The organism is Lewinella sp. LCG006, from assembly GCF_040784935.1.
Classification (GTDB): Bacteria; Bacteroidota; Bacteroidia; order Chitinophagales; family Saprospiraceae; genus Lewinella.
In genome coordinates this window covers 3,487,310-3,510,706 of sequence record NZ_CP160680.1, presented here as the reverse complement: position 1 = coordinate 3,510,706, position 23,397 = coordinate 3,487,310, and the positions used below count along the sequence as shown (strand labels likewise).

Annotated in this window: 16 protein-coding genes; 6 read left to right on the top strand and 10 right to left on the bottom strand. The window is 47.5% G+C overall.

Annotation, left to right across the window (positions count from 1 at the left end):
• Positions 1–10: 10 nt before the first annotated feature.
• Positions 11–1,963: an OmpA family protein gene (locus tag AB0L18_RS12530; RefSeq protein WP_367392935.1), complete on the bottom strand. Its 1,953-nt coding sequence runs from the start codon at positions 1,961–1,963 to the stop codon at positions 11–13.
• A 175-nt stretch (positions 1,964–2,138) separates the two neighbouring features.
• On the opposite strand from AB0L18_RS12530, the gene AB0L18_RS12525 reads away from it, so the two are divergent.
• Positions 2,139–2,819, top strand: coding sequence for a methyltransferase domain-containing protein (locus AB0L18_RS12525; protein WP_367392934.1), 681 nt, complete (start codon positions 2,139–2,141; stop codon positions 2,817–2,819).
• A 193-nt stretch (positions 2,820–3,012) separates the two neighbouring features.
• Here the strand turns inward: AB0L18_RS12525 and AB0L18_RS12520 are convergent, their stop codons facing one another.
• The 5 genes from AB0L18_RS12520 to AB0L18_RS12500 form a co-directional block, all read right to left on the bottom strand.
• The gene (locus AB0L18_RS12520; protein WP_367392933.1) at positions 3,013–4,032 is read right to left on the bottom strand and encodes a tetratricopeptide repeat protein; all 1,020 of its coding nucleotides are present in this window, start codon (positions 4,030–4,032) and stop codon (positions 3,013–3,015) included.
• Between the two features lie 305 nt (positions 4,033–4,337).
• Positions 4,338–5,372 (bottom strand): SPASM domain-containing protein, encoded by a 1,035-nt coding sequence (locus tag AB0L18_RS12515; RefSeq protein ID WP_367392932.1) that lies wholly within the window; start codon positions 5,370–5,372, stop codon positions 4,338–4,340.
• Between the two features lie 8 nt (positions 5,373–5,380).
• On the bottom strand, positions 5,381–7,405 hold the full coding sequence (locus AB0L18_RS12510) for an OmpA family protein (RefSeq protein ID WP_367392931.1): 2,025 nt from the start codon (positions 7,403–7,405) through the stop codon (positions 5,381–5,383).
• Between the two features lie 29 nt (positions 7,406–7,434).
• On the bottom strand, positions 7,435–8,391 hold the full coding sequence (locus AB0L18_RS12505) for a type IX secretion system membrane protein PorP/SprF (protein WP_367392930.1): 957 nt from the start codon (positions 8,389–8,391) through the stop codon (positions 7,435–7,437).
• 106 nt (positions 8,392–8,497) lie between these two features.
• Positions 8,498–15,631: a gliding motility-associated C-terminal domain-containing protein gene (locus tag AB0L18_RS12500; RefSeq protein WP_367392929.1), complete on the bottom strand. Its 7,134-nt coding sequence runs from the start codon at positions 15,629–15,631 to the stop codon at positions 8,498–8,500.
• A gap of 473 nt (positions 15,632–16,104) precedes the next feature.
• On the opposite strand from AB0L18_RS12500, the gene AB0L18_RS12495 reads away from it, so the two are divergent.
• Positions 16,105–16,323: a hypothetical protein gene (locus tag AB0L18_RS12495; protein ID WP_367392928.1), complete on the top strand. Its 219-nt coding sequence runs from the start codon at positions 16,105–16,107 to the stop codon at positions 16,321–16,323.
• A 193-nt stretch (positions 16,324–16,516) separates the two neighbouring features.
• On the opposite strand, the gene AB0L18_RS12490 is transcribed toward AB0L18_RS12495, so the two are convergent.
• Positions 16,517–16,963 carry a hypothetical protein gene (locus tag AB0L18_RS12490; RefSeq protein WP_367392927.1) on the bottom strand — a complete coding sequence of 149 codons (447 nt, stop codon included), beginning with the start codon at positions 16,961–16,963 and terminating at the stop codon, positions 16,517–16,519.
• A gap of 143 nt (positions 16,964–17,106) precedes the next feature.
• Here AB0L18_RS12490 and AB0L18_RS12485 point away from each other — a divergent pair, with 143 nt between their 5' ends.
• Positions 17,107–18,552 (top strand): hypothetical protein, encoded by a 1,446-nt coding sequence (locus AB0L18_RS12485; RefSeq protein WP_367392926.1) that lies wholly within the window; start codon positions 17,107–17,109, stop codon positions 18,550–18,552.
• 87 nt (positions 18,553–18,639) lie between these two features.
• Positions 18,640–20,061, top strand: coding sequence for a rhodanese-like domain-containing protein (locus tag AB0L18_RS12480; RefSeq protein ID WP_367392925.1), 1,422 nt, complete (start codon positions 18,640–18,642; stop codon positions 20,059–20,061).
• A gap of 121 nt (positions 20,062–20,182) precedes the next feature.
• On the opposite strand, the gene AB0L18_RS12475 is transcribed toward AB0L18_RS12480, so the two are convergent.
• The gene (locus AB0L18_RS12475; RefSeq protein WP_367392924.1) at positions 20,183–20,539 is read right to left on the bottom strand and encodes a winged helix-turn-helix transcriptional regulator; all 357 of its coding nucleotides are present in this window, start codon (positions 20,537–20,539) and stop codon (positions 20,183–20,185) included.
• A gap of 126 nt (positions 20,540–20,665) precedes the next feature.
• On the opposite strand from AB0L18_RS12475, the gene AB0L18_RS12470 reads away from it, so the two are divergent.
• Positions 20,666–21,277 (top strand): NADPH-dependent F420 reductase, encoded by a 612-nt coding sequence (locus AB0L18_RS12470; protein WP_367392923.1) that lies wholly within the window; start codon positions 20,666–20,668, stop codon positions 21,275–21,277.
• Between the two features lie 65 nt (positions 21,278–21,342).
• Here AB0L18_RS12470 and AB0L18_RS12465 read toward each other — a convergent pair whose 3' ends face one another.
• Together AB0L18_RS12465 and arfB are read right to left on the bottom strand one after the other, a co-directional pair.
• Complete coding sequence (locus tag AB0L18_RS12465; protein ID WP_367392922.1) at positions 21,343–21,696, bottom strand: hypothetical protein; 354 nt, start codon at positions 21,694–21,696, stop codon at positions 21,343–21,345.
• Between the two features lie 38 nt (positions 21,697–21,734).
• Positions 21,735–22,136 (bottom strand): alternative ribosome rescue aminoacyl-tRNA hydrolase ArfB, encoded by a 402-nt coding sequence (arfB, locus tag AB0L18_RS12460; RefSeq protein WP_367392921.1) that lies wholly within the window; start codon positions 22,134–22,136, stop codon positions 21,735–21,737.
• A 634-nt stretch (positions 22,137–22,770) separates the two neighbouring features.
• Between arfB and AB0L18_RS12455 the strand changes: the two genes are divergently transcribed.
• Complete coding sequence (locus tag AB0L18_RS12455) at positions 22,771–23,397, top strand: 2OG-Fe(II) oxygenase (protein ID WP_367392920.1); 627 nt, start codon at positions 22,771–22,773, stop codon at positions 23,395–23,397.

Below are 23,397 nucleotides of genomic sequence, written 5' to 3'. Positions count from 1 at the left end.
AATGACCACCTCACTGCTCTCCCAAACTGATCACCTCAAACTCCGTCCGCCGATTCAGCTTGCGGCCTTCGGGCGTATCATTTTCAGCGATGGGCTGGCTTTCGCCGAAACCTTTATAACTCAATCGCTCCGCAGCAATCCCTTGCTTGATTAAATAATTATAAACGGACTTGGCCCGGGCTTCGCTCAGTACCTGGTTGGCCGTATCATCCCCTACATTATCCGTATGGCCATTGATCCTGATATTCAACTTTAGGTGATTCTTCAACAACTGCACTAAACGATTCAGCTCCATTTCAGACATAGGAAGCAGCTCGGCAGAACCAGAGACAAAAAGTACGTTCTTCAGTACGATGGGCTGCTCGCCATTGACGGACAATTCTTCTGGAACTGGCTGCAGAGGGATGGACAATCTATAGGGCTTCTCCCGATCGAATGCGCCCGCCAACTCAAACCGGTCGGAGTAAAACAAATACCCTTCGCGACTGGCTTCAAGGGCATAGTTTTCGCCCATTGGCAGCACAATCAGGAAAGTACCATCGTCCAGTGTTCTGACCTGAGCGAAGGTGGTGGTTTTCCCCTCCGCGGTAATCAGTACATCGGCACCTTCAATAACTGCGTCGGTTTGAGCGTCCAGCACACGTCCCTCTACATAAGTCAAAGGTTGAGGGCGAGCTTCCCAGTAGAGGTCAAACTGGTAAATATCAAGATCTAAAGGTTTCCCCTCTTTCGTATTCTGGTCGGTGGTATAGTAAGCCTTTTTTCCATCCAAACTTACGACTAGTGTACCTTCTCCCGAAGAAGTATTGATGGGATAGCCTATATTTTTCGGTTCTCCCCACGATCCGTCCAGGAGCATACGACTGATAAAAATATCGAAATCCCCGAGTCCCGGGTGGGTATCAGAAGCAAAATAAAGTGTTTGCCCATCGGCGTGCAAAAAAGGAGATTGCTCATTACCCTCCGTATTGATGGTTGGCCCGAGGTTCTCAGGGCTACCAAAGCGGCCATCTAGTCCCCGCTTGCAGCGCCAGATATCACTGCCACCAAAGCCTCCGGGACGGGTGCTGGTAAAATACAAATAATCCCCGTTCGCCGAAAGGCTGGGCTGGGTATCCCAATGCTCACTATTGATGGGTGGCGCCGCGTGGCGAAGGTTGCCCCACTGCCCTTTTTCCCGCCGGGCGTAATACAAGTCGCAGCTGCCGTAGCTATCTGGCCAGTTGCAGCCCGTGAAATAGAGCAGGCGACCATCCGCCGACATGCTCTGTGCGCCCTCATTTTCTACCGTATTAACTCCCGTCAGGGCTTGTCCTTTGCTCCAGGTACCATCTTCTTTCAACTCACTATAGTAAAAATCCTCGCGTCCGGTGTAATTCACCGTATACACCAGATAACGGCCATCCGCCGAAAAAGCGGGCAAATATTCTTTGCCTGGGGTATTGATAGACGGCCCCATTGATTCGGGTGAAAAAGGCACGGGATTTCGCCGCAATTCTGCCGCTATCTCGGCATTTCTGAGGTATTTCTCTACCCGTTCGTGGTAGCGGTCATGCCCATCTGCTCGCAACAAATAAGCGCGGTGATGTGCTGCTGCTTCCTCGTATTTTTCCAAACCGTATTCCACCAAACCCAGTTGGTAGATTAGTCGGGGTTTATAATCCATTGACATGGCTAGTACCGCTTCTAAATCACGTTCCGCCAATGCCAGCTCTTTCTTACTGTAGTACATATCACCCCGCAAAATAAGGGCATCAATGGCTTTGGGTTCGCGTGCTAGTATAGTATTCAGAGTAGCTATAGCATTGTCAAATTGCTGCCGACGCACCAAAGCTTCTGCCTCTTCCATCAGCTTCTTCGAACGCTTATCCAATTTCTCACTGACAACGTAATCCTGGGCTTGGAGCGAGGTACCCGGCAGAAAAGAAGAGAAAATACTAATGATGAAAATTAATCGAAGCATTTGGGTAAGATTAGTTCTATTGTAGTTTTGCTGTGCAAACAACGTTTTATGTCCTACCCAAAGTTTATTTTCGCAAGATATCTTTTGAGTGTGCTGCAAATTAGCTAGACTTTCAGCATTTGGAAGAAGTCCTTGAGGGCTGTGGGGTGATTGAATTAACGAAAATAAATCTTGAATGATGACGGACCACCCATCTTCTGCTACCATCCTGAAGTCCTGGCAAACCAATAGCCAGAGCTGGATAAGCAGCATTGACCAAAACGAGATCGCTTCCCGGCTAGTAGCCACCAATGCTGCTATCGTAGAGGCCATTCTAACCCATCACCCGCAGCGCGTCCTTGATGTTGGCTGCGGAGAAGGATGGCTGAGCCGTGCGGTCTACGCTCCAGAACGCACCGTCATTGGCATTGATGGCGTGGACAGTCTTGTGGGAAATGCTACTAAAAAAGCAGGAGGCCCACAGTACGCTTGTTTTGACTATGAAGCTATTCGTCAAGGAAAACTCCCTCCCTGGGCACCTTTTGATTTGATCGTCTTCAACTTTGCCTTGTTTGAAGACGAAGCCACTTTTGCATTACTGAAACAACTGAATCAAGTCCTCCATCCGAATGGTCATCTGCTCATTCAAACCATTGGCCTCCTTGAGCAAGAACCCTCTGGCTGGCGAACCGAAGATTGGCGAAGTATGAAGACAAAATACCCGGCTCCCTTTCCGTGGTATTACCGCACTCGTGAGGACTGGGAGAAGGAGTTGGCTCAAAATGGTTGGGAGATCAGGGCCTTTACAAGTATTTTGCACCCAGAAACCGGGCAGCTGTTGTCGTGGATAATTGAGTGCGCAAGAGAGAGGCTCTGACCCCGATCTTTCATCGGGGATAAGGACAAGACCGTAAGCTACTCCGTAAGGTCAGGTTTGAAATTAGACGCTATGCAGCAGAGCGGATGGCCCGGTGCCTTCTCTGGCTCAAAAAGCAAGTGACCTGTCAAACATCACTTCTATGTTTGACAGGCCACAATAGTAGAAAATACTCACAAAGATGAAATAAATCCTACGCCATCTCCGCCAACAACTCCGCAGCACGCTTGGAGCCCTCATCGGCGGCTTGCTTCCAGCTTTCTTTAAACCCTTTTTTCCCACTTTTCTGCATGGCAATACCACGGTGAAGGAGAATTTCGGCTTGGATAGGATTCCCTTCGCGAGGAGGTAGGTTCATGGATTCATTGAAACACTTGATCGCTTCTTCCATCTTCCCATCAGCACTTAAGGCACGGCCTTTATCAAAAGCTACCTGCCGGCGAAAGATAAACTGTGGATGATCCTCTAGCAATGGGCGCGTCAGGAAAAAATTGAACGAAGCAATGGCTTTGCTATTCTCTCCCATTTCCATTAAACATCTGCCTTTACGGTGGAGGGCTTCCAAATAAACATTATGGTGAGGCATAGAATGCTTCATGCTGTCCGTAAGGTCATCAAGAGCTGCTGACCAATTCTCTTGATCAATATATACCCTTGCTCTTCCTAGATAAGCATCAGGGCGCTTACTATCAGCTTCAATGCTCGCCGCATAATCAGCCATTGCCTTATCCGTATTTCCTTGCAGGTAATGAACGAAACCTCTGCGTTCCAAGGCCTGGGCATGGCGAGAAAAACGCTTGATCGCCAGGGAAAGACTTTCAAGGGCGGCATCTAATTTACCGTCTACGATCAGTGATCGCCCTTCGCGAAAAGCTTGCACCGTAGTTTTATCACTATTCGGCTCAATACATTGGTAATCTTGCAATTCGCCATCCAATACTTTCCACATATTGATATCTCCAGCAATCGAAAATTCGGCAGCTTTTTTCAATAGATGAAGGGTATTCGTCCACATTTTTTCTGAGCTATTGAATTTCTCTCGAGGAACCGTTAAAGAACAGGTTTCTTCGTCGAGCAATTCGCTAGCATCTCGATAACGAACCTCGTTTTTGTAACGCGTTTCTAAAAGGTGCGCAATAACCTTGGTGGCTTGCTGAATACTGCGGGTATTCGCAAACTCTAATCTCCCCAGAATAATCACCGTATACTCCATGACCCCTGCTGCTATTTATAAGTTACTTTGTTTTATCCAAAACCAGGTGGACGATGGGAATGTTGCTCCTAAAATAGCTTTAGTGGCAGTGCTATCCCTTACCCAAATAAGCCCACATAATGTTTTCCGTATCAGTAAATACTCGCGTATTAATTCCAGAAGGGAGAGGGATTCCCGAATGAAACCCTACTGCTTTTATATATAGTGCAACTTAGAAACGTCAATAGGTGGCAAGAAACTCCCTGCTTTTTCGACAATACGTCTGCACTGGCAAATTTATTTAAAAAAAATGAATTTACAAAATTTTAATCCGGTTGTAACCAAACCTTGCATCCCTCCGTACAATTTGTGCAAATATCTATTTGATTTCTTCCGGTAAACAGCTGCTGCCGAAATTGCTGATAAGCTTCTCCCTGCCATATCTCCCGAAAAGAATTTTCTTTGAGGTTCCCTAGTCGATGTTCCCCATCTTTGTCAAAGCAGCAAGGAACCACCAGGCCATCCCAGGTGATGACGGAACCATGCCAAAGTTTCCAGCAATGGTTATGCAGTTGTGCCTTTGGTTCATAACGGCCATCGGGTAACTGCCGATACCTGCGCAGCCCCTCGGCTTCTGGTAACAGCGGGTTGCCAAATTCGTAATCATACACCTGCGCAGTCTTAAAAGAGATGGCATCAACCCCTAAATCAGCAGCCATTTGTCTGATGGCTGGCACCTGATGTTCGTTGGGCTTTACTACTAAAAACTGGAGGACAATGTGAGGCGTAGAAGCGTTCAGTTGTTTTTTCCACTTCACTACATTGCGAATACCTTGTAATACAACGGTTAAGTTTCCTTCTTTACGGTACTGCTCATAAACCTCTTGAGTTGTACCATCGACCGATACAATAAGGCGATCCAGACCTGATCGGATTGTTTTCTCGGCATTTGCATCATTTAAAAAATGGCCATTTGTAGACGTGATCGTATACACCTTGCGGTCATGGGCATGCTTAACCATATCCAGAAAAGCAGGATTGATGTATGGCTCTCCTTGAAAATAAAAGATAAGGTACAGCAGGTGTTCCGCGAGATCATCAAGGGTATTTCGAAAAAAATCTGCTTTCAAATTACCGGTAGGCCGACTAAACTGACGCAATCCACTGGGGCACTCCGGACATCTTAGGTTACAAGCCGTTGTAGGTTCAAAATTAATAGTGAATGGCAATCCCCATTGACGTGGCTTGCCGGTCCATCGACTGAGATAATAACTGGCAAAAACGAGCAGCGCATTCCAAATTTTGCGCCACTTTAGCTTCTTAATAAAATTAATTGTATCCGACCAAAGGATGCGCTGCATAGCTGAGCTTAATTAGAATCATCCTCGTAAGAAACCTTGACTCGCTCATTGATATTGAGCACTTTCACCTCTGTCCGGCGATTGAGCAAATGTTCGGCATCACTACAATTGACTCCGTCCGCGCAGTGGTTACGAAGCTGTGTTTCGCCATAACCGACGGTACGGATACGATTGGCTGCGATGCCACGCTGAATGAGAAATTCTTTTGCCGATTGGGCCCGACGTAGTGATAAATCAAGGTTGTACTCATCGGTACCCCGGCTATCTGTGTGAGCGCCCAGCTCAATCTGCATACTAGGGTAGAGATTCATCAACTGCCCTAAAGCTTCCAAATCCTGGGCAGCTCCTTTGCGAATGGCAGATTTGTTGAAATCGTAATAAATATTTTCTAAAACAATGACGGTCCCCTCTTTTATCGGCTCTCTGAGGATGGCATCGGAAGTGGGGTGGATCATCAAGTCCGCGCTCAAAGAACGGCTCCCGCGCAGGCGCACTGTCGTCACCCTGGTTGCTCCAGGCTCATAGCCGGGCTTGGTGCCTTCCAGAACATAATCACAACCGATGGGCAAGCAAATCTCATAATTGCCCCCAATATTGCTACGGTAAGTAGTGGTTGTGTTGTCGCACAGATTGGTCAACGTAAGGGTTGCACTGGGAATAGCGATTTGAAAGCGATCCGAACGCACGGTTCCGGAAAGGATAATACAATTGGTAGGTTCCAGAAGAAAATCTAAGGGCTGATCAGGGCCGAGTTGATCTGTTTTAAAAAGCAATTCTTGGGTAAAATAATCAGGCTTAGAAATCAGTAAGAGGTATTCTTTGTTTTCTTGCAATTGCAAAACGGCCTCCCCTTCGCGGTCGGTAACAGCGATTGGGCTACCCAGGTTTTCATCTCGCTTGCGGATCATTTTCATGACCATCTCTCCGTCTTTGCTTTCGCTAGGAACCAGCTCCAGGTCATAAGCGGATTCATCATCAATGAAACCATCTTTATTTAGCTCAAAAAGGCGAATGGCGGCACCTATCATTCGGCGGCTGGTCGTTTTATCTGTCACCGTTACCACCCCACTGAGAACGGGCATTGGGCGAATTCCCTCCATACCCTGAGGCGCTTTAAACATATAAACATCGTCCTGCCCGAAGCCTCCTTCCCGAGCAGAAGAGAAATAACCACTACGGCCATCAGGTAAGATTACCAGGCCCAGATCGTCTGCTGAAGAATTAAAAGGAGCACCCATATTGAATACCTGTCCCCATTTACGGCCAGACATATCAATCATATAAAGATCCAAATCTTTGCGGCCGCCTCCATTGTGGCCATCAGAAGAGAAAAAGAGGGTTCCACTTTGATGGAAGAAAGGGAAGACCTCATTGCCGCTGGAATTTATTTCCGGGCCTAAGTTTATGGGAACAGACCATTGCCCATTTTCCCATTCCACAACGTACAAATCCATCCCACCGTAACCATCGGGACGGTCAGAAGAGAAGAAAAGTTTTTTCTCGTCGGGAGAAATTGCCGGGTGGACACTACGGTATTCATCGCTATTAAAGGGAAGTTCTTTTACATTTTCCCAGTCAAACAAACCTCTGGTTGCTTCGTAGATTTTCTCTACGGAGCGCCCTTTGGCATCGGAGCGGCGCACACCATTGCGAGAATTGGTACGGGTAAAGAATATACGATCACCAGAAGGGCTGAAAGAGACGGGCCCTTCGTGATAGGCCGAATTTAGTTCTGTGGAAAAAGATTCCGGCTTACCGGGCATGCCATTGGGGTCCAGTTCCGCATAAAACAGTTCAAAAAAGGTCTGCCCGGTCTTAGGATCAACTGGTCCGTTCTTATAGCGGGAGACAAAAACCAGCCCATTTTCATACACTGCGGGACAAAACTCCAGTCCATCTGTATTTACTGGACTGGTATTAAAAATACGAACCTCCTGCCCGGTATGATTATACTCAGAAACAGGTTGAGCATACACCACGACTGTGCTGATCAGCCATAATAAAACCAGCCCTTTTAGGTTCTTTTTTTTCATCGTGTCATTAATATTAAAGCATTAATGCTTTAAAAAAATCTTGGACTCAGTATTTCTCCACTACGTGATCGGCCTCCAATACCGTAGCGGATTACCGCCTCAATGGAGCCACTTGAGTAATTTTTCAGTTCGGAAAGGGTATAATCATAAGACATTCCAAACATAAATTGGTCACTGAATTGCATCCCTAGCAGAATCGCTCCTGATTCTCCAATACCAGTAACGCTCGAGCCTCCTAAGCGGTAAGATACACCACTATATACGGTTTCACTAAAAATAAAGTTTAAATTAATGTCACCATCAAAAGGTGCTCCTGCTACATATTTCAGTAAAAACTGAGGCTGCATCTGTATTTTTTCACCTAAGCTTATCAATGCACCAGCCATCATGTAATAATGAGGTACCTCTCTGGAAATCACCGTGCCTTCATCAGCAAAGTCAATGTTATTGGTCAGCAACCGAGGCGCACTAAAACCCACATAAAAGCTTTGGTTGCTGTAGTAAATACCCGTGCCAAAATTTGGGAGTGCCTTGCTTTGCTTGCCTGTAGGAATCGAAGGATCTCCTTCACGTGGCTGCGTAGAGGTTGTTTCATCAAAATTCACTTGTAGCATCCGTACCGAGCTGGATAAGCCGATGCCCATGCGGCCACCACGTCCAAGATTAAAGCGGTAACAGTAAGAAATATCTGCCGTCAGGCGTTCTGTTGCACCGATGCTATGACGCGAAATATTGGCCCCCAATCCGATACCTGATGCCGTAAGGGGCATGTTAAATGTCAACAGCTGTGATTGAGGGGCTCCTTCCAGACCCAACCACTGTTGCCGTACCAAGGCGGTGAAGGTAGGGGTCTCTTGCATTCCTGCATAAGCAGGATTGAAGCCCAGTTTATGGTACATAAACTGGGTAAATTGTTCGTCCTGCTGAGCCAGCAAAACACTGCTACTGCTCAGTAAAAGGAATATGGCAAAGTATAGTTTGCGCATTTTGTTTAAATTTTGCCGATCAGGAAGAAGCTTAATTTCCGTCTGATCATTTTTTCGATGCCCTTGGTACGGAAAGTTTCCTTACCAAGGGCGTTTTTGGGAATTGCTATCGCTGAATCATCACATAACCGGCCATTGGTTCGGAACCATCGCCCAGATCAACAACATAAAAATAGGTATCCACAGGCAGTTCTTCGCCGGAATAAGTACCATCCCAGCTGCTGTCGTATGGCGTACCCGAACGATATACCTCGTCTCCCCAACGGTTGAAGATGATCACCTGACTTTGGGGATAAGCTTCTTTGTCTAAAAGACAAGGAATCACAAATTTATCATTATAGTCATCGCCATTCGGCGTAAAAATCGAAGGTACTTGGCAGGCTACCCCATCACCAATCACAAAGCTAATGACTGCGGTAGTTGATGCACAGCCTTCGCTAACAGCGGCATAGATCAACTCATCCGTCCCTACAAAGTTTGCAGGTGCTATGTAATGAACAAGTTCAGGGTTCACTAAGCTGGCTTCTCCACTGAAAGGCCCGCTAATGATGGACACCGTCGTACCTGGAGGTACTATGTCATTGCCCAAGGGAAGAATATCTGCTTCACCGCCAAAGTCAACGCTTACGACATCATCAGTGAGGACAGGAGGAAGCTTGTAAAGCACAATAGTGGTATCGCGGGAAGAAGGTCCACAGAAACCTTGGTCTACCTCCATAATCAAGGTGTTTTGGCCGACCTTCAGGTTGCTGATCGTTGGTGTTGCTGAGGTGACGCCACTGATAACCAAATCAGTATCTGGAGAATACCAGCGAATCGTACTGCCCAGGGTGGGTTCTTCGCCCACCAAAGTCACCTGATTAAGATCATCACAAACGATCCGGTCCGGGCCAGCATTGGTAACGGGGTCACTTACGTTCACCGCAACAACATCCGTACTCATCCCACAAACACAATCAATCTCCCATTGGAAGAAGTAGAAGTTATCTGGTGCTAAACCAAGCACTTCCGTGTTAGGATCGGTGGGGTCAACGATGACGACTCCAAGTGATTCTTGAGTCATATCCTGCACCCATCTTCCTGTACAGTCTGATCCTGGAGGAGTACCTTCTAGAATGATGATTTCGTCTTCGCAAACCAACAAATCTTGTCCGGCATTCGCTTGCTCCGCATTGATCACATTCAAGGTCACTTCATCAAAAGAGTAATTGCGGCAAGCACCATTGGAAAGTGTCCAACGCAAGATGTAAGGATCGCTGGCAGTTGAGAGTCCACTCACAATGGAGTTGGCAGCATCAGGATTAGCTAAAGCAAACCCAGGAGGGTTCAACGGGCTGATCAAACTCCACATCCCGGTACCCACCGTAGGAACTGCTCCCTGGAGTACAAATTGTCCAGAACACACCGTGGTATCTATCCCGGCAAAAGCCATATTAATCGGAATCGTATCAAAACGAACCTGGGTAGGGTTTGACAATGATGAGCGGCAACCATTCACTTCCGTACGAGCATAGAAGGGGAAAATACCTCCGCCAGCAAAAAGATCAAAGTCCGTTACCTCCAGCATCAGCTCAGGGCTGGGCCCGCCAATCTGGGTCTCTCCTCCCGCTCCTGTATACCAGAGGTAGTTGGCTCCCGGCACAGTGGTCATATTTCCAATAGATAAGGTAAGTACGGCATCGGGGTCATCCAAACAAATATTCATATCATGGGAAATACTCGGCACTTGAGGGCGGTTGCGCACTAGCACATTAGTACTAATCGTATCAGAGACACACCCTGCAAGCTCTACCACCACGCGGTAAGTTCCGCTATGAGTAAGCGAATCGGCGTTGTTGATCACCGGATTATGGGCAATGATCCCTGTTCCAAAACCACTGGGACCACTCCAGGAATAAGTTCCTCCAGGATAAAACGTGCTTTGCAGCGAGATCACATCACCCGCACAAACAGGCGAATTATTGGTGAGGGTCACATTGGGAATAGGATTAACCGTGATATTTCTTGGCGGAGAGAGGCTACTAGCACAGCCCTGGCGTACTACATATACCTGGTAGTTGCCACTATCCCCCACATTTGCAGGAGGGACCACCAGCATATTACTGCTGGTAGGAATATTATTTCCAAATGGGGTATTCCAGAAATAGGTCACATCGGTACCCTGTACCGCAGAGGTTATCAGCGTGAAGGATTCCCCTTCACAGAAGCTCGTTTCCCCCGAAATGGTAACGGGTTGGGTCAATTGAGGAGGCACAAAATTCAAGTCGACCGTAATGGATTCCGTCCCGGAAGAACAACCTTCGGCGGTTAATACATCCAAGACATATACTCCGTCATCTTCGTCCGTCACATTAGGAATATTCAAGAAAGGCTCAATGGTAATAATCGGCACCGGATCTCCAGGCACTTGCCAGTGGTAAGTAAAATCACCATCATCTTCGGGAAAGGTCGACGCGGTGATGACCAGGTCGAAACCAACATCCACACAGCCGGGAACATTATCACTGAGTCCAGTAATACCTACATTGTCAAGCACGTTGACCTCTACGGTAGCGCTGTCTACACAACCTGCTCCCGTAGTTACCGTCACCTCGTAAGTACCCGCACGGGAAAGGGTGATGTTATTGATCACCGGATTTTGAATACTACGGCTGTAGTTATTGGGGCCACTCCACTGGTACGATGATCCGGCTACGGTGCTGAAGCCACTCAAGGTTACATTATCTCCCTGACAGGCAGGCTCGGGGCTGGCCGAAGCTGATGCTACCGGAGCAGGATTAACAATAACGTTGATACTTTGGGAAACCGGTGAAGAACAGCCATTGACGATGACTGTCAAGGTCCAGTTGCCTTGATGTGTTGCTGAAGCCTCAGGAATAGTGAGCGAAGGAGTGGTAGTAGTGGTAGGGAACCCTCCGTTTCTACTCCATTGATAACTACTCGCACCTGTAAAACTGGTTTGTAACACCAAAGGCACACCAGCACAGACCGGCGAATTGCTGGCAATGGTAGGCTGCGCAGGTCGTGGTTTCACCGTCACCAGGGTAGAATCAGGCGCTGAAACGCAAAGACCTCTGTTTACTTGAACAAAATAATATCCAGCTCCACCCGCAGTTAGAACAGGCGTATTGGGAAACTGTACATTAGCGGAGAAACCATTTGGGCCCGTCCAGGAATAAGTGGCATTGCTTTGCGGACTGACGCCAAGTGCAATCACTTCCTGGGCACAAACCAAGGTATCGGTATAGGTTACTACTGCCGTAGGGCGTTGGAAGACCGTAATTTGTTGCCCTGCTGAGGCTGCTGATAGACATCCGTTCGCCTCTACTTTCATGTAAAATCGTCGTATCCCCAAGGGATGCGGCCCGGGCACAGAAAACATGGGCTGGGTGCTGGTTCCCAGTAAGGTGCCGTTTGGTGCTATTCCTTCGTACCAATAAAACTGCACATTTGTGCCTGCTGGCACCACAGGGGTTTGCAGTAAGATCGGTTCATCACTACATAAGCTGCTGGCTACCTGGAGCTGAGGAGTTAATGGTAAGTCTTCGATATTCACATTGACGACACCTTCTGCGGTACAGCCCGTAAGTCCGGTAATCCTGACCCGGTAGGGGCCTTCGTTGGAGCTATTGATCCCCGTGATCATCAGGTCGGGATTGGGGCCCGCCGGAGAGAGAGCCATCCCTGTTGGTCCAAACCACTGATAAGTATAAACACTGGGGTTTGGTGCCGGAGGATTGGCAACTAAAAACAGCGTATCACCACCACAAAGACCAGAGTTGGCCGTAGGTACTGGGCCGTCAGGTGCAATACCTACGATGGTCTGGCAGGTACCGATATTCCCAGAAGCATCGCGCGCACTCAGCGTCACATTTATGATTTGTCCTACCTGGGAGCAATCAAAAACATTAGGCGTAAGCCAAAGGCTGTCAATCACGCCACAGTTATCAAAGCTGCCAGCGTCTACATCGGTGGCATTCACTACTTCTACTTGCAGTCCGGAAGGATTGATAAACAAGTTGGTAGGCTGACAGAGCACCGTAGGAGGCGTAACATCTTCCACATTTACATTGAAGGAACAAGTATCTGCATTGCCCGCTTGGTCTTCAATGAGGTAAAACACCTCGGTAGTACCCACATTGAAAGTAGCGGTTATTTGGCCGGAAGGGCTGGGGAAAGTACTCTGTGGCAGTGGTGTTGCGCCGGTTGCATAGTAGCTAGAAAGCAACTGGTCGTACTGCAAAGTAGCCGTGATGTAGCTGATGCTATCCCGGTCACCATCCATGGTGACGATGCCCGGATTACAAGGATTTATGCCATCTCCCAAGACCCCGGGAGGAACGGTGATGTCGTTGGGCACAATCTCTATGTTTACCAAGCCATCCGCAGCCCAGGTATTAAAGGTAGCTGCTGGAATATTGACGGTTATCTGACCGGGAGTCATACAATTGGCGATACCAACATTTGTTGTTACCAGCGTGCTTCCGTCATCGCCGAGGATGGTCACAAAGGCGCCATTGGTATTGAAATCTCCCTGGAGGTCGATGGTCATCGTAACATCACTGAAGACATTTGCCGCCACATCATCAAAAGCAAGCACCCGGCCTTGGGGAAGGTAATCGTTCAGGTTGGGGTCACGGAAAAAGCGCAAGAACGCTTCACCTTGAGTAGCTGGCAGGGTTCGTTCGTACCTCGCATAAACATCACAGTTATCCAAGGCTCCCAAGGGTACTGGGAGCGTAAGCGTTTTCTGGCAGGAATCTGCTTCTACTGCGACCGTTATGGGCATTGGGCAGCTGATTTCCGGCATCTGCATATCTGCCACCGTGATGGAATAATCACAAGAATCAATATTTCCGGCACAGTCGATAGCAAAATACCTGATCAAGTGTTCTCCTTGATCCAACATCACATCTACGGGAGCGATAGGAGCTACGGTGATACGGTTGCCGCCATCAATACTATACTGATAAGAGATGCCTCTTAGTTCGTTGATAACAAAATCCAACTCAGCCTGTACCATGCTGCCACCAGGGCAATTGGCGTTGATGGCAAAACGCTGGGCCAGCCCCATGGGAATATTGGGCTCAAGGCGAATACTGATCACCCCGTCAGCGGACCAGCTATTAAGTTGTTCAATGGTCAACGGAAAAAGGGTCACCCCATCACCACACTGCGTAGCCGTATTGTTGGTTTGCCCCAAAAGGGTACCATCCTCACCGTAAACACGGAAGAATTCCTCCGGCGCTTCACCATCAACCATGATCAAACTGATCATTAAGTTGGCCACTCCGTTGACGTTGATAGGCAGTTGATTGGGAATTACCAAATCCAAGTCTACAGGATCTACGACCACTTCTCCCTCTTGGCCAGGAGCAGCCTGCGAGGTCAGGGTAGCGGACGCAGAGAGCATGATGGTGTCCATATTCAGGGAACACTCGTCAATGATTACCGGCGGCATTAAAGTGGTTTCTGCCGTACAGCTTCCAGGATCGGTAGCGATCACAACATCAGAAGGGCAGTCCGTAATCGTTGGGGCCAATTGGTCGAGCACCGTAAACGAAACCGTAATGGTGTCACTCAAACCACATTCATCGAAAATGATGAAGTCGATATCCTGCCGCTGAACAATTTGATCGGGCCCGGTGGGGCAGGACACCAATTCCAGGCTGGGTTCGTCGGTGGTGCCGCTGTTGTAAGCGACCCAAGTAATGTCTTCGGGCAGGGTACAGTTGTCTGAAGCCGTACCGTTTCCGTTGTTGAGGATCCATTCGTTGAAGACCAATTCTGCTTCGGTATCTACCGCACAGAAAATCAGAAAGTCTTCGGGATCTTCGACAAATACGGGGGCTTGCTGGTCGACAACCGTTATTTCCTGAATCACCTCCGTAAACTGTCCACAGCGGTCAGTTGCTTTCCATTTACGCCGAATCAGGTAATTATTTGGACAGGTATCCGGGAAGATATCATCGGTAAAATCTACATCTGGATTGGGATCACAATCATCCATCACGTTGGTAGGTACGCCTGTAATATTAAGATCATCGGCCTGGCTACAATCCACCGTAATGTCTGGTGGCACGTTGAAAGAAGGGCTTTGCAGATCAGCCACATTGATAATTTGCACCTTACCGGAAACATTCCCACACACATCGGTCGCACGCCAAAGGCGAGTGATCGTTGCTTCGTCTTCACAAGTTCCGGGGGTCACCTGATCGGTAAATTGTATCTCTACCTCTGATGAACAGTTATCAACAGCATCCGTTACGTCGCCGGTAATCGTCAGATCCAGCGGATCGGTCGTACAAGAGATGGTAATGTCAGGTGGTGCAGTATAAGCGGGAGGTATCTCATCCGTGATACGGATAAACTGGGTAGCTACACTGGAGTTACCACAAGAGTCGCTGACTACCCAGGTTCTTAAAATATTGTACTCGTATTCCTGGCAGCTCCCATCGAGCACCTGACTGGAGTTGGGTAAATAGGTAGGTACTAAATTGGGTGTACAGTTATCCGTCACCGTCACCACAGGTGGATCGGGAACGGGTTGGTCACAGCTGAGATTAAGGTTTCCGGGCACACCAACCAGTACCGGAGAGATGGTATCAATGGTCGTGTAGGTAGCCATGTACTCGCTGGTATTTCCGCATTGGTCACTGAGGGTAAAGGTCACCAGCCTGCTCCCGCAAGGATCGGTAAAAGTATTGCTACTGTCATCATCGATCATAATGGGTCCACTACAGTTGTCTGCCGCATTGGTACTGACTGCTACCCGCAGGGAGCTGATCCACACATCGAAGCGATCAGGGTTATTGGGTGCCGAGGGGAGTGCCAATTCACAAGCCACCGTATCATTGATGACTGGTAAGTTCACCATGGGGGCCGCTTCATCGGGGAGGATCGTAATGTTTTGGGAAACGGTTGTCGACTCCATCCCTACCATAGCTGTCCAGGAGCGAACGATTACGCCACCAGTACAGGGATCAATCATGCCTGCATCGGGTGTATCGACAGGGCTTACTTCAAAATCAGCTCCACCCATGCCATCATTGGCCGTCAGATCTACGGGCATTGGCACATCGTCAATGCAAGGAACGGAGACATCGTCAGGAACAGGATCGACAAATACCGGCACTAAGTAGGCAGCAGTATGTGATAAGGGAATGGGAGTAGCAAAAGCTGAGAACAGTAAAAGACTGAGGACAGCAGAAAAAACGACGGGAGTATATCGTAGCGCCATAGAGCAGCTTTTTGGGTCAATTTTCGGGTTTACAATAGAAAGGAAATCGGCTTTCTTTTCAGTATCAGGCTTACCATCAGCACCAGAAGGGCCAGCGTTAAGCAATATCATTGCTAGAAATCAGATGGAAAAGACGTACCTGAAAATGACAGGCGCCACAAAGGAGGGCACCATCGGGATGGACGTTTTGCGTGTAGTTCATGGGATCAAATCGGTTTGGCAAATGGATGGTCTAAGCTGAGTTTAGACAATTATGAAAGGATCGAAAAACAAAAAATTCACTTTTCATCCTTCCTTTGAGTAACAAATTTCGGTTAAAATAGTGAAAATCAGGAAGGAAATGGTAGAAAAATAAAAAGGGTAGGTGTAAATGACAAAAATCACTCATCAGCACTGACGAAGATCAGAAAAGGGCTTGTGCTGCTGCGCTAAATTTGTACCAACGCAATAAGTAACCTATAAATCACAATACCATGGAATTCTTTAGCATCAGTGTTTCTACGATCATCCTGCGTTTCTTCCTCATGATGGCCGTTATTATTTTAGGTGTTTTTATCGGTCAGTACTGGCTAGCAGCATTGGGTTTACCTATTTTCTTATCCGTAATGCTAGGATTGGGAGTTAAGCCCAAAGCAGAAGCAACAAAAGCTGCTAAGCGTTCGAATATTCAGCCACACACCAAGGCTGCTTAGCAAAATTGGCAGAAAGACCTGGGCTACTTCGAGCCCTTGAAGTAGAAGGTAGAGGGATCGCAAACTTAGGAATCAGTTCTCTACTAAAATAGAAGTAGGAAATCGAATTACCTTCGATTTCCTACTTTTGCTTTCCGCTTTAAAAAGACTTTGCTGGACTTTGCCATAGGTATGCCAACTGCCAGAAATCCCTCTACTTTTTAAACACAAAGCGGGTAATAAAAATACCTTCGCCATCATCGCCACCAGCTGAACTTTCTACACCACTGGTCACAAAAGCCAGCTCCCATCCTTCTGCCGTCAGGGTATTCAGTTTGTCGGTAATCAAAGCATCGTTAGAGGCAATGTTCTGAAAATTGATCCCTCCCAGGCTGAAGAAATTCAGCAGCTTGGTTTCTTCAAAATTATCTACTTTCAGGTCCCTGCGGCGCACATTATCCATATTGCTATCGGTGCCTTCGGTACGAGAAGTAGTTGCTGCTCCTGCGTCTGCGCCATTGGTTTCTTCAATGATTCTAGAACGCCCGAGCCCTGCTGGCACAATGGATTCGACCACCGTTACGATCTTGTACTGGGTCTGAGCGCTAAGGTCGATAGTAAACAAAGCTGCAATAGCGATTAAGAGAAATAGTTTCTTCATGGTTGGTTATGGTTTTAAGCAGTTAAAAATTTCAGGGCAAAGATAATTGTAAGTTAAATCACTAGTATTTACCGTCTCGTTAAAGGAGGAGGTAGAAAAGTTAATTAAAATTAACTTTGCGTCCAGATTCACGACAAAATTCAATGCGTAACCTATCTTTTTTACTCCCTTTTAAGCAAAAAAAATCGACGGAGTGGCCCTGGCATTTGATGGGGCATCTATTCTTTGGTGTGATGTTGCTCATGAGTCTGCTGTTTTACCAAGAGCGGATGTTGGCGATGGACAGTGCATACTATGCCTTTAAAGTTATTGTTCATGAAGATTTTTTCACCGGGCATCATCGCTCCATCAGTTATCTTCCTCAATTGTTCCCATTATTGGGTATCCAACTTGGCTGGTCGTTGAAAGCCGTTTTGATGGCCTATTCTGCTGGCTTTATTTTGTTTTACTACGCGGCTTACAATATCCTTGTGTATCTTTTTAAGAACCCACAGGCCGGGCTGTTTCTAGCCCTCTCGTTGGGATTATGTATGCGCTACAAATTTTATGGGCCAGTTGGCGAAGTTGTGCTTTCTATTGTCTACCTGGCTTTACTGATGGGTTGGCTGACCAAGCCCAAGGATAAGTTTAGCAATTTAAGCGCATGGCTAGACGTGCTTATTGGCATTGGAATCGCCAGCTTATTGCACACCGCTCACCCTTTCATTACCATTACTACAATCATTTGCTTAGGGTTTGTGCTAATCTTCCAAAAGGAGTGGAAAAACCTTCGATTTTGGATCATCAGTCTTTACACGGGGGTGCTTTTACTTTTCTCCTTTGTTTTCGTGGAACGAAATGCTTACGAGGCAGATCGTGCAGATCGTTTGGCTGAAGCCTGGAAGGTCCTGGAGAACTACAACGACTACTATATTGCTGAGGTCATCTCTTCTTATTTTGATAGTCAATACGCCTTTCCTTTTATTGTTTTTCTGCTGAGCCTCGTTTTGCTTGTTGTTAGCAAGCGTTTTTTCACGGCACTCTATCTTAGTCTGAGCTTTCTGGTTCTGCTTGGTATCATCATTGTGATGCACGCTTATCTGAGCTCAAAAATACTCATCATGCTCGATGGCTACCTGGTGCATTTAGGCGTCATCTGGGCACTTCCGCTAGCCTTCCACTGGGGGCAGCAACGTCAATGGTGGATGACCCTGACAGTAGCCTTCCTGTTGATCTTCAGTTTGGCCAGAATCAATGATAGCAAAGTCTTTTTTCAGCATCGACTAACTTATCTCGAAAATGCCCTGTCGCAGCACACCAGCCCCGAACACCCAAAAGCAGTGGCTTATCTGGATAATTTCAACTACGAAAAACTATGGATTGGTTGGGCAATGAGCTGTGAGACCTTACTGCTTTCCTCCCTCGAAGGCCCAAGTGCTAGCCGCAGTATCTACCTAGCAGACAAGCGTGGCGATTTGGAAGGGCATTTCGACGAACCCGATCTTTACCTGAATGTACCCTTTGCGCCTTTTTTCATCAAAAACGAAGACTTACCTTTGCAATACTTTCAACTCCCTAAAGTACCTTATCGGGAAGTGGAATTGGAATAAAGCCAACTTTCTGTGAAGGTGACGCGTTTTGTCAAAGGAAGAAAATCAAGAGACAACTCCATTTATTTCCGTCAAATTACTAAGGCTATGTATATCGAACAAATCTACACCGGCTGCCTGGCACAAGGTGCTTACTATATCGAAAGTGAAGGAGAAGCTGCTGTGATTGACCCTTTACGGGAAACGAAGCCCTATCTGCAACGGGCTGAGGAACGTGGTGCCAAGATAAAATATATCCTGGAGACACACTTCCACGCCGACTTTGTCTCCGGTCACCTTGATTTGGCGCAGAAAACAGGGGCGACCATCGTCTACGGCCCGGAAGCAGCCACCAAATACGAAAAACACCTGGCCAAAGACGGTGAGGAATTTCAGGTAGGCAAGCTGACCATTCGCGTACTACACACCCCAGGCCATACGCCAGAAAGTACAACCTATCTCTTACTCGACGAAAATGGAAAAGAACACGCTATATTCACGGGAGACACGCTCTTCATCGGTGATGTTGGTCGTCCGGATTTGGCGCAGAAAAAAGGGAGTATTACGCAGGAAGACCTCGCTGGATGGTTGTTTGACAGCTTACGCAACAAGATTATGCCCCTCCCCGATGAAGTCATCGTCTATCCTGCACACGGAGCCGGATCTGCTTGTGGAAAAAACATGAGTACGGAAACCTGGAGTACCCTCGGCGAACAAAAGCAAACCAACTACGCTTTACGAGCGGATATGAGCAGAGAGGAGTTCATCAAAGAAGTTACCGATGGTTTGTTGCCTCCGCCCCAGTATTTTGCAAAAAATGCCAAGCTCAACAAAACTGGTTATGATGCTATAGACCAAGTGATGCAGCGAGGCGCCCAAGCCTTATCGCCATCGGCTTTTGAAGCTGCTGCTAACGAACATGGTGCACTCATCCTGGATGTGCGCAGCAAGGAAAAATTCGTCAAAGGGTTTGTCCCTAATGCCATTTTCATTGGTCTTGATGGAAGCTTTGCACCTTGGGTAGGCGCCCTGGTCAGCGATCTGAAACAACCCATCCTGATCGTTGCACCCGAAGGCCGTGAGGAAGAGACCGTCACGCGCCTCGCGCGGGTAGGGTACGACAATGCGCTTGGTTATCTCCGAGGTGGCATTCCCGCCTGGATCGCCGCAGGTAAAGAGGTCGATACCATTGAAACAATCAACCTAAAAACCTTTGCCAAACGCTTCAAGGAGCAACCTGGGTTGAACGTCCTGGATGTACGAAAGCCCTCCGAATGGGAAGCCGAACAACTGGAAAACAGTCAAAACTTCCCACTGGATTTCATCAATGCACACATGCACGAAATTCAGCGCGATCAGCCCTACCATCTGCATTGTCGTAGTGGTTACCGTTCTACGGTGGCAGCATCTATCTTAAAAGCTCGTGGATTTCAAGAACTCGTAAATGTTCAGGCCAACTTTTCCGATTTTGGCGCTGCTGATTTGCCGCTGACGGCTTTTGTGTGCCCGTCTACCTTGGCTAAAAGCTGATTTTGTCTTGTTTGCCGAAGATTGAAAAAATCGGAGCATTCCGTAACACCGACTTCAGTTCCTTAGTCGTAGAAAATACGAATCAAATTTGGACTACGCAGTGCCCTCTCTGCTGGTGAAACTACTCGTAATATTCCGTATCGATCCCATTCTCTGCCATCAATTGAATGCCAAAATTTCTAATGGTTTCCAAGACGGGGATAACAAGTTTGCCCTTTTCCGTAATACTGTATTCTACCTTTGGGGGAATGACAGGATATACCTTGCGATGGACAAAGCCATCTGCCTCTAGTTCGCGTAGCTGGGATGTGAGCATCTTATCAGAGATATGAGCTAGTGACTTTTTGAGTTCCCCATAGCGGTATATCTGGTCTTTTAGCCGCCAAAGGATCGGCATCTTCCAGGTACCTCCTACCCTATCCATGGCAAATTCTACAGGATTGTAATAGATTTTACCCTGGTATAAAAAATCCGGCATCGGTTAAGTATTTGATAATCAGTATACTTTCTAAAAGAGAGTAACATACTTATTAATTAGTATCTTTTGAAAGATAGGTATAGAACCTAGGTTTGCAAAAGAATAATATTAAAACAGCAAAAGAAAATGAAAATAGCGATTATCGGCACTGGCAATGTGGGTGGTGCATTGGCCAGCCAGTGGTCCAAGGCTGGGCACACCATCTTCCTTGGTGTTCGTGATACCACTGATTTCAAGGGGAAAGAATTGCTCGAAAACGCCCGTACTTCCGTACACCCTATCCCAGCGGCCATTGCTGCGGCAGAGGTCGTTTTGGTCGCTTCACCACCACAGTTTGCGGAAAAACAGGCGGCTATTTTTGGCGACTTGAATGACAAAGTACTGATTGACGCTACCAATGCTGTACGCACCAAACCTGAAAACTACCCCACCGCTTTCCACGCATTTGAGGCCTTGACGGAAGCTGAAGTCGTCAAATGTTTCAACTCCACGGGTTTTGAGAACATGCAAAATCCTTCGTACGGCGACCAAAAACTAGACATGTTCATGGCCGGTGACAGCAGCAGCGCCAAGGCTACAGCAGTACAATTAGCGAAAGACGCCGGGTTCGAAAACTGCTACGATTTTGGTGACCGTTCCAAGGTAGAGCTCCTGGAACAGTTTGCCTTGGCGTGGATCAATCTGGCGATTTTTCAGGGGCAAGGGAGGGGTATTGGGTTTAAGGTGATTAGGCGGTAATCAACCCATCTTTTAGATTGGAGAATTAGGGTGGCAATGCAATCGCCGCATATTCCTCTAGCCTTCTATTCCGCCATCCCTTGTGCCACCCAAGTTTTAAAAAGGTTAATTTCAGCAACAGTAAGTGGTGCTCGTTTGCTTTTAAAGGGCATAAATTTTTCGTCGTCTACAGGCAGTTCTACTCGACTGATAATGTCGTCAATGTTCTCTTTAGTAGCCTCATAAGTATCCAGCATTTTTTTTCGCCCATTCTCTGGAAAATGACAGGGCGTACAACTTGCTTGCATAATAGGTAGCAAGTCAGTTTGATAAGAAACCATTGGCTCCACGGCAGCTTTTTGGGTAGCGATACAAGCTTGTACCATCATCGCTGTTAACAACAACGAAAACAAGAAGATTCGATTTTTCTGGTTCTTCATAACCTGCTCATTTTAATGTTAAAAACCTCTCCCCCCCTTTAAAACTCCGGCCGCTGCCGATTTGCTTTTTTCTCAGAAGCAAATCGCTTGTCTTTCAGCCGCTTCCGTTTCACGCTCGCTGGCGTACGGGTTTTCTTGCGAATGATAGGAGGCTGCACCTTCCGCTCAAGCAATTTAATGAATTTATCCGTTACCTCCCGCTTATTTTTCAACTGGCTACGGGTACGACTGGCACTGAGGATGAGCTGACCTTCACGATTGATGCGGTTTTCGAGGGCCGTACGGAGCAGGGCTCGTTCGGTTTCATTCACCGCTTGCGACTCCTCCAGGTTCCAATACAGTTCCACCCGGGTGCTCGTCTTGTTGACGTGCTGCCCGCCGGGGCCGCTGCTGCGCGTGGCCTTGTAGGTAACTTCGTGAAGGAGGAGTTCGGTATTCATGGTATTTCTTTAATACGGCGCTGCTAAGGCCTCAAATTCGTATTCATTAAAATCGTGCACCAACACGGGTGCGGAAACTTGGTGCTGTTTGAAACGTGCCGTAAACAATTGTCCAGCCTTGGTCCAGAACAGCTGGCTACTGTATAAGCGCCTTTCGTCTCTGAGTTCCAGTGTCCATTCAACGAAAAGTAGATCACGTAAGTTCCTTTCGGAGAAATATCTGCCCGAAAAGGGTACACTTTACTCTTCATCCATTGCCCTACCGTCACCTCATTGGTACGCCGATCCCAGCCAAAAAAGCCGGTTACTTTTCCTGGTCCGCGCCTAATGATTAGCGCGTGATGGGTCTCCGGGCGATGAACAATCCAAAGGCGTGGGGGTATGGTGGTCGACATAGGGGGGGGTATTACTGACGCTTTCACAAATACTTCAATGGACGAAAAAGTTCCAATAATTTAAGTGGCTACCAAGATCGCAAAAACCATGCTGCATCTCATTGCAAAAGCGTGTATCTTTGCTCGGTATTTTTGAGTGACGTTTGCCCAATAAACCGGGGCGTCCATCTCCGATTAATTACGCGAGTTATCAACCTGTCTGGGTTGGTGGCTTTTTTTTGTGCTAAAACAAAAAAAGCATGGTCAACGAAGCACGATTAGCAGCCGAAGAACAGCAATTTGAGCTGTTGATTGAAGCACTTATCAATAACGAATACGGGGTGTGTGATGATTTTTTCACCCCGGAAGAAATTAGTGGCTTACGCGAAAACCTGCTGGCTTATCACCAGGCAGGACTCATGTACCCCGCTGGCGTGGGCAGGAATTTCGACTACAAAAAAAACGCTGAAATCCGGGGTGATGTCATTTACTGGATCAACGAAAATTCCAACAACCCGCTAGAAGCTTTATTTGTTGCAAAAATAGAGCGCTTCATCGCCTATCTCAACGCCACCTGCTACACCGGCATCAATGAATACGAATTCCACTACGCCTACTACGAACCCAACAGCTTTTACAAGCGCCACCTTGACCAATTTAAATCCGACCGGGGTCGTCGATTTTCCATGGTACTCTATCTCAATGAAAATTGGCAACCAGAAGATGGTGGCTCACTGAGTCTCTACATCGGCGACAACCCCCTGAGTGTCTACCCCATGGGCGGTCGCCTGGTTTTCTTCAAAAGCGATGAAACGGAGCACGAGGTACACGCTGCGCCCAATCGGCCGCGGATCAGCATTGCGGGGTGGTTGAAGGTTAAGAAGTAG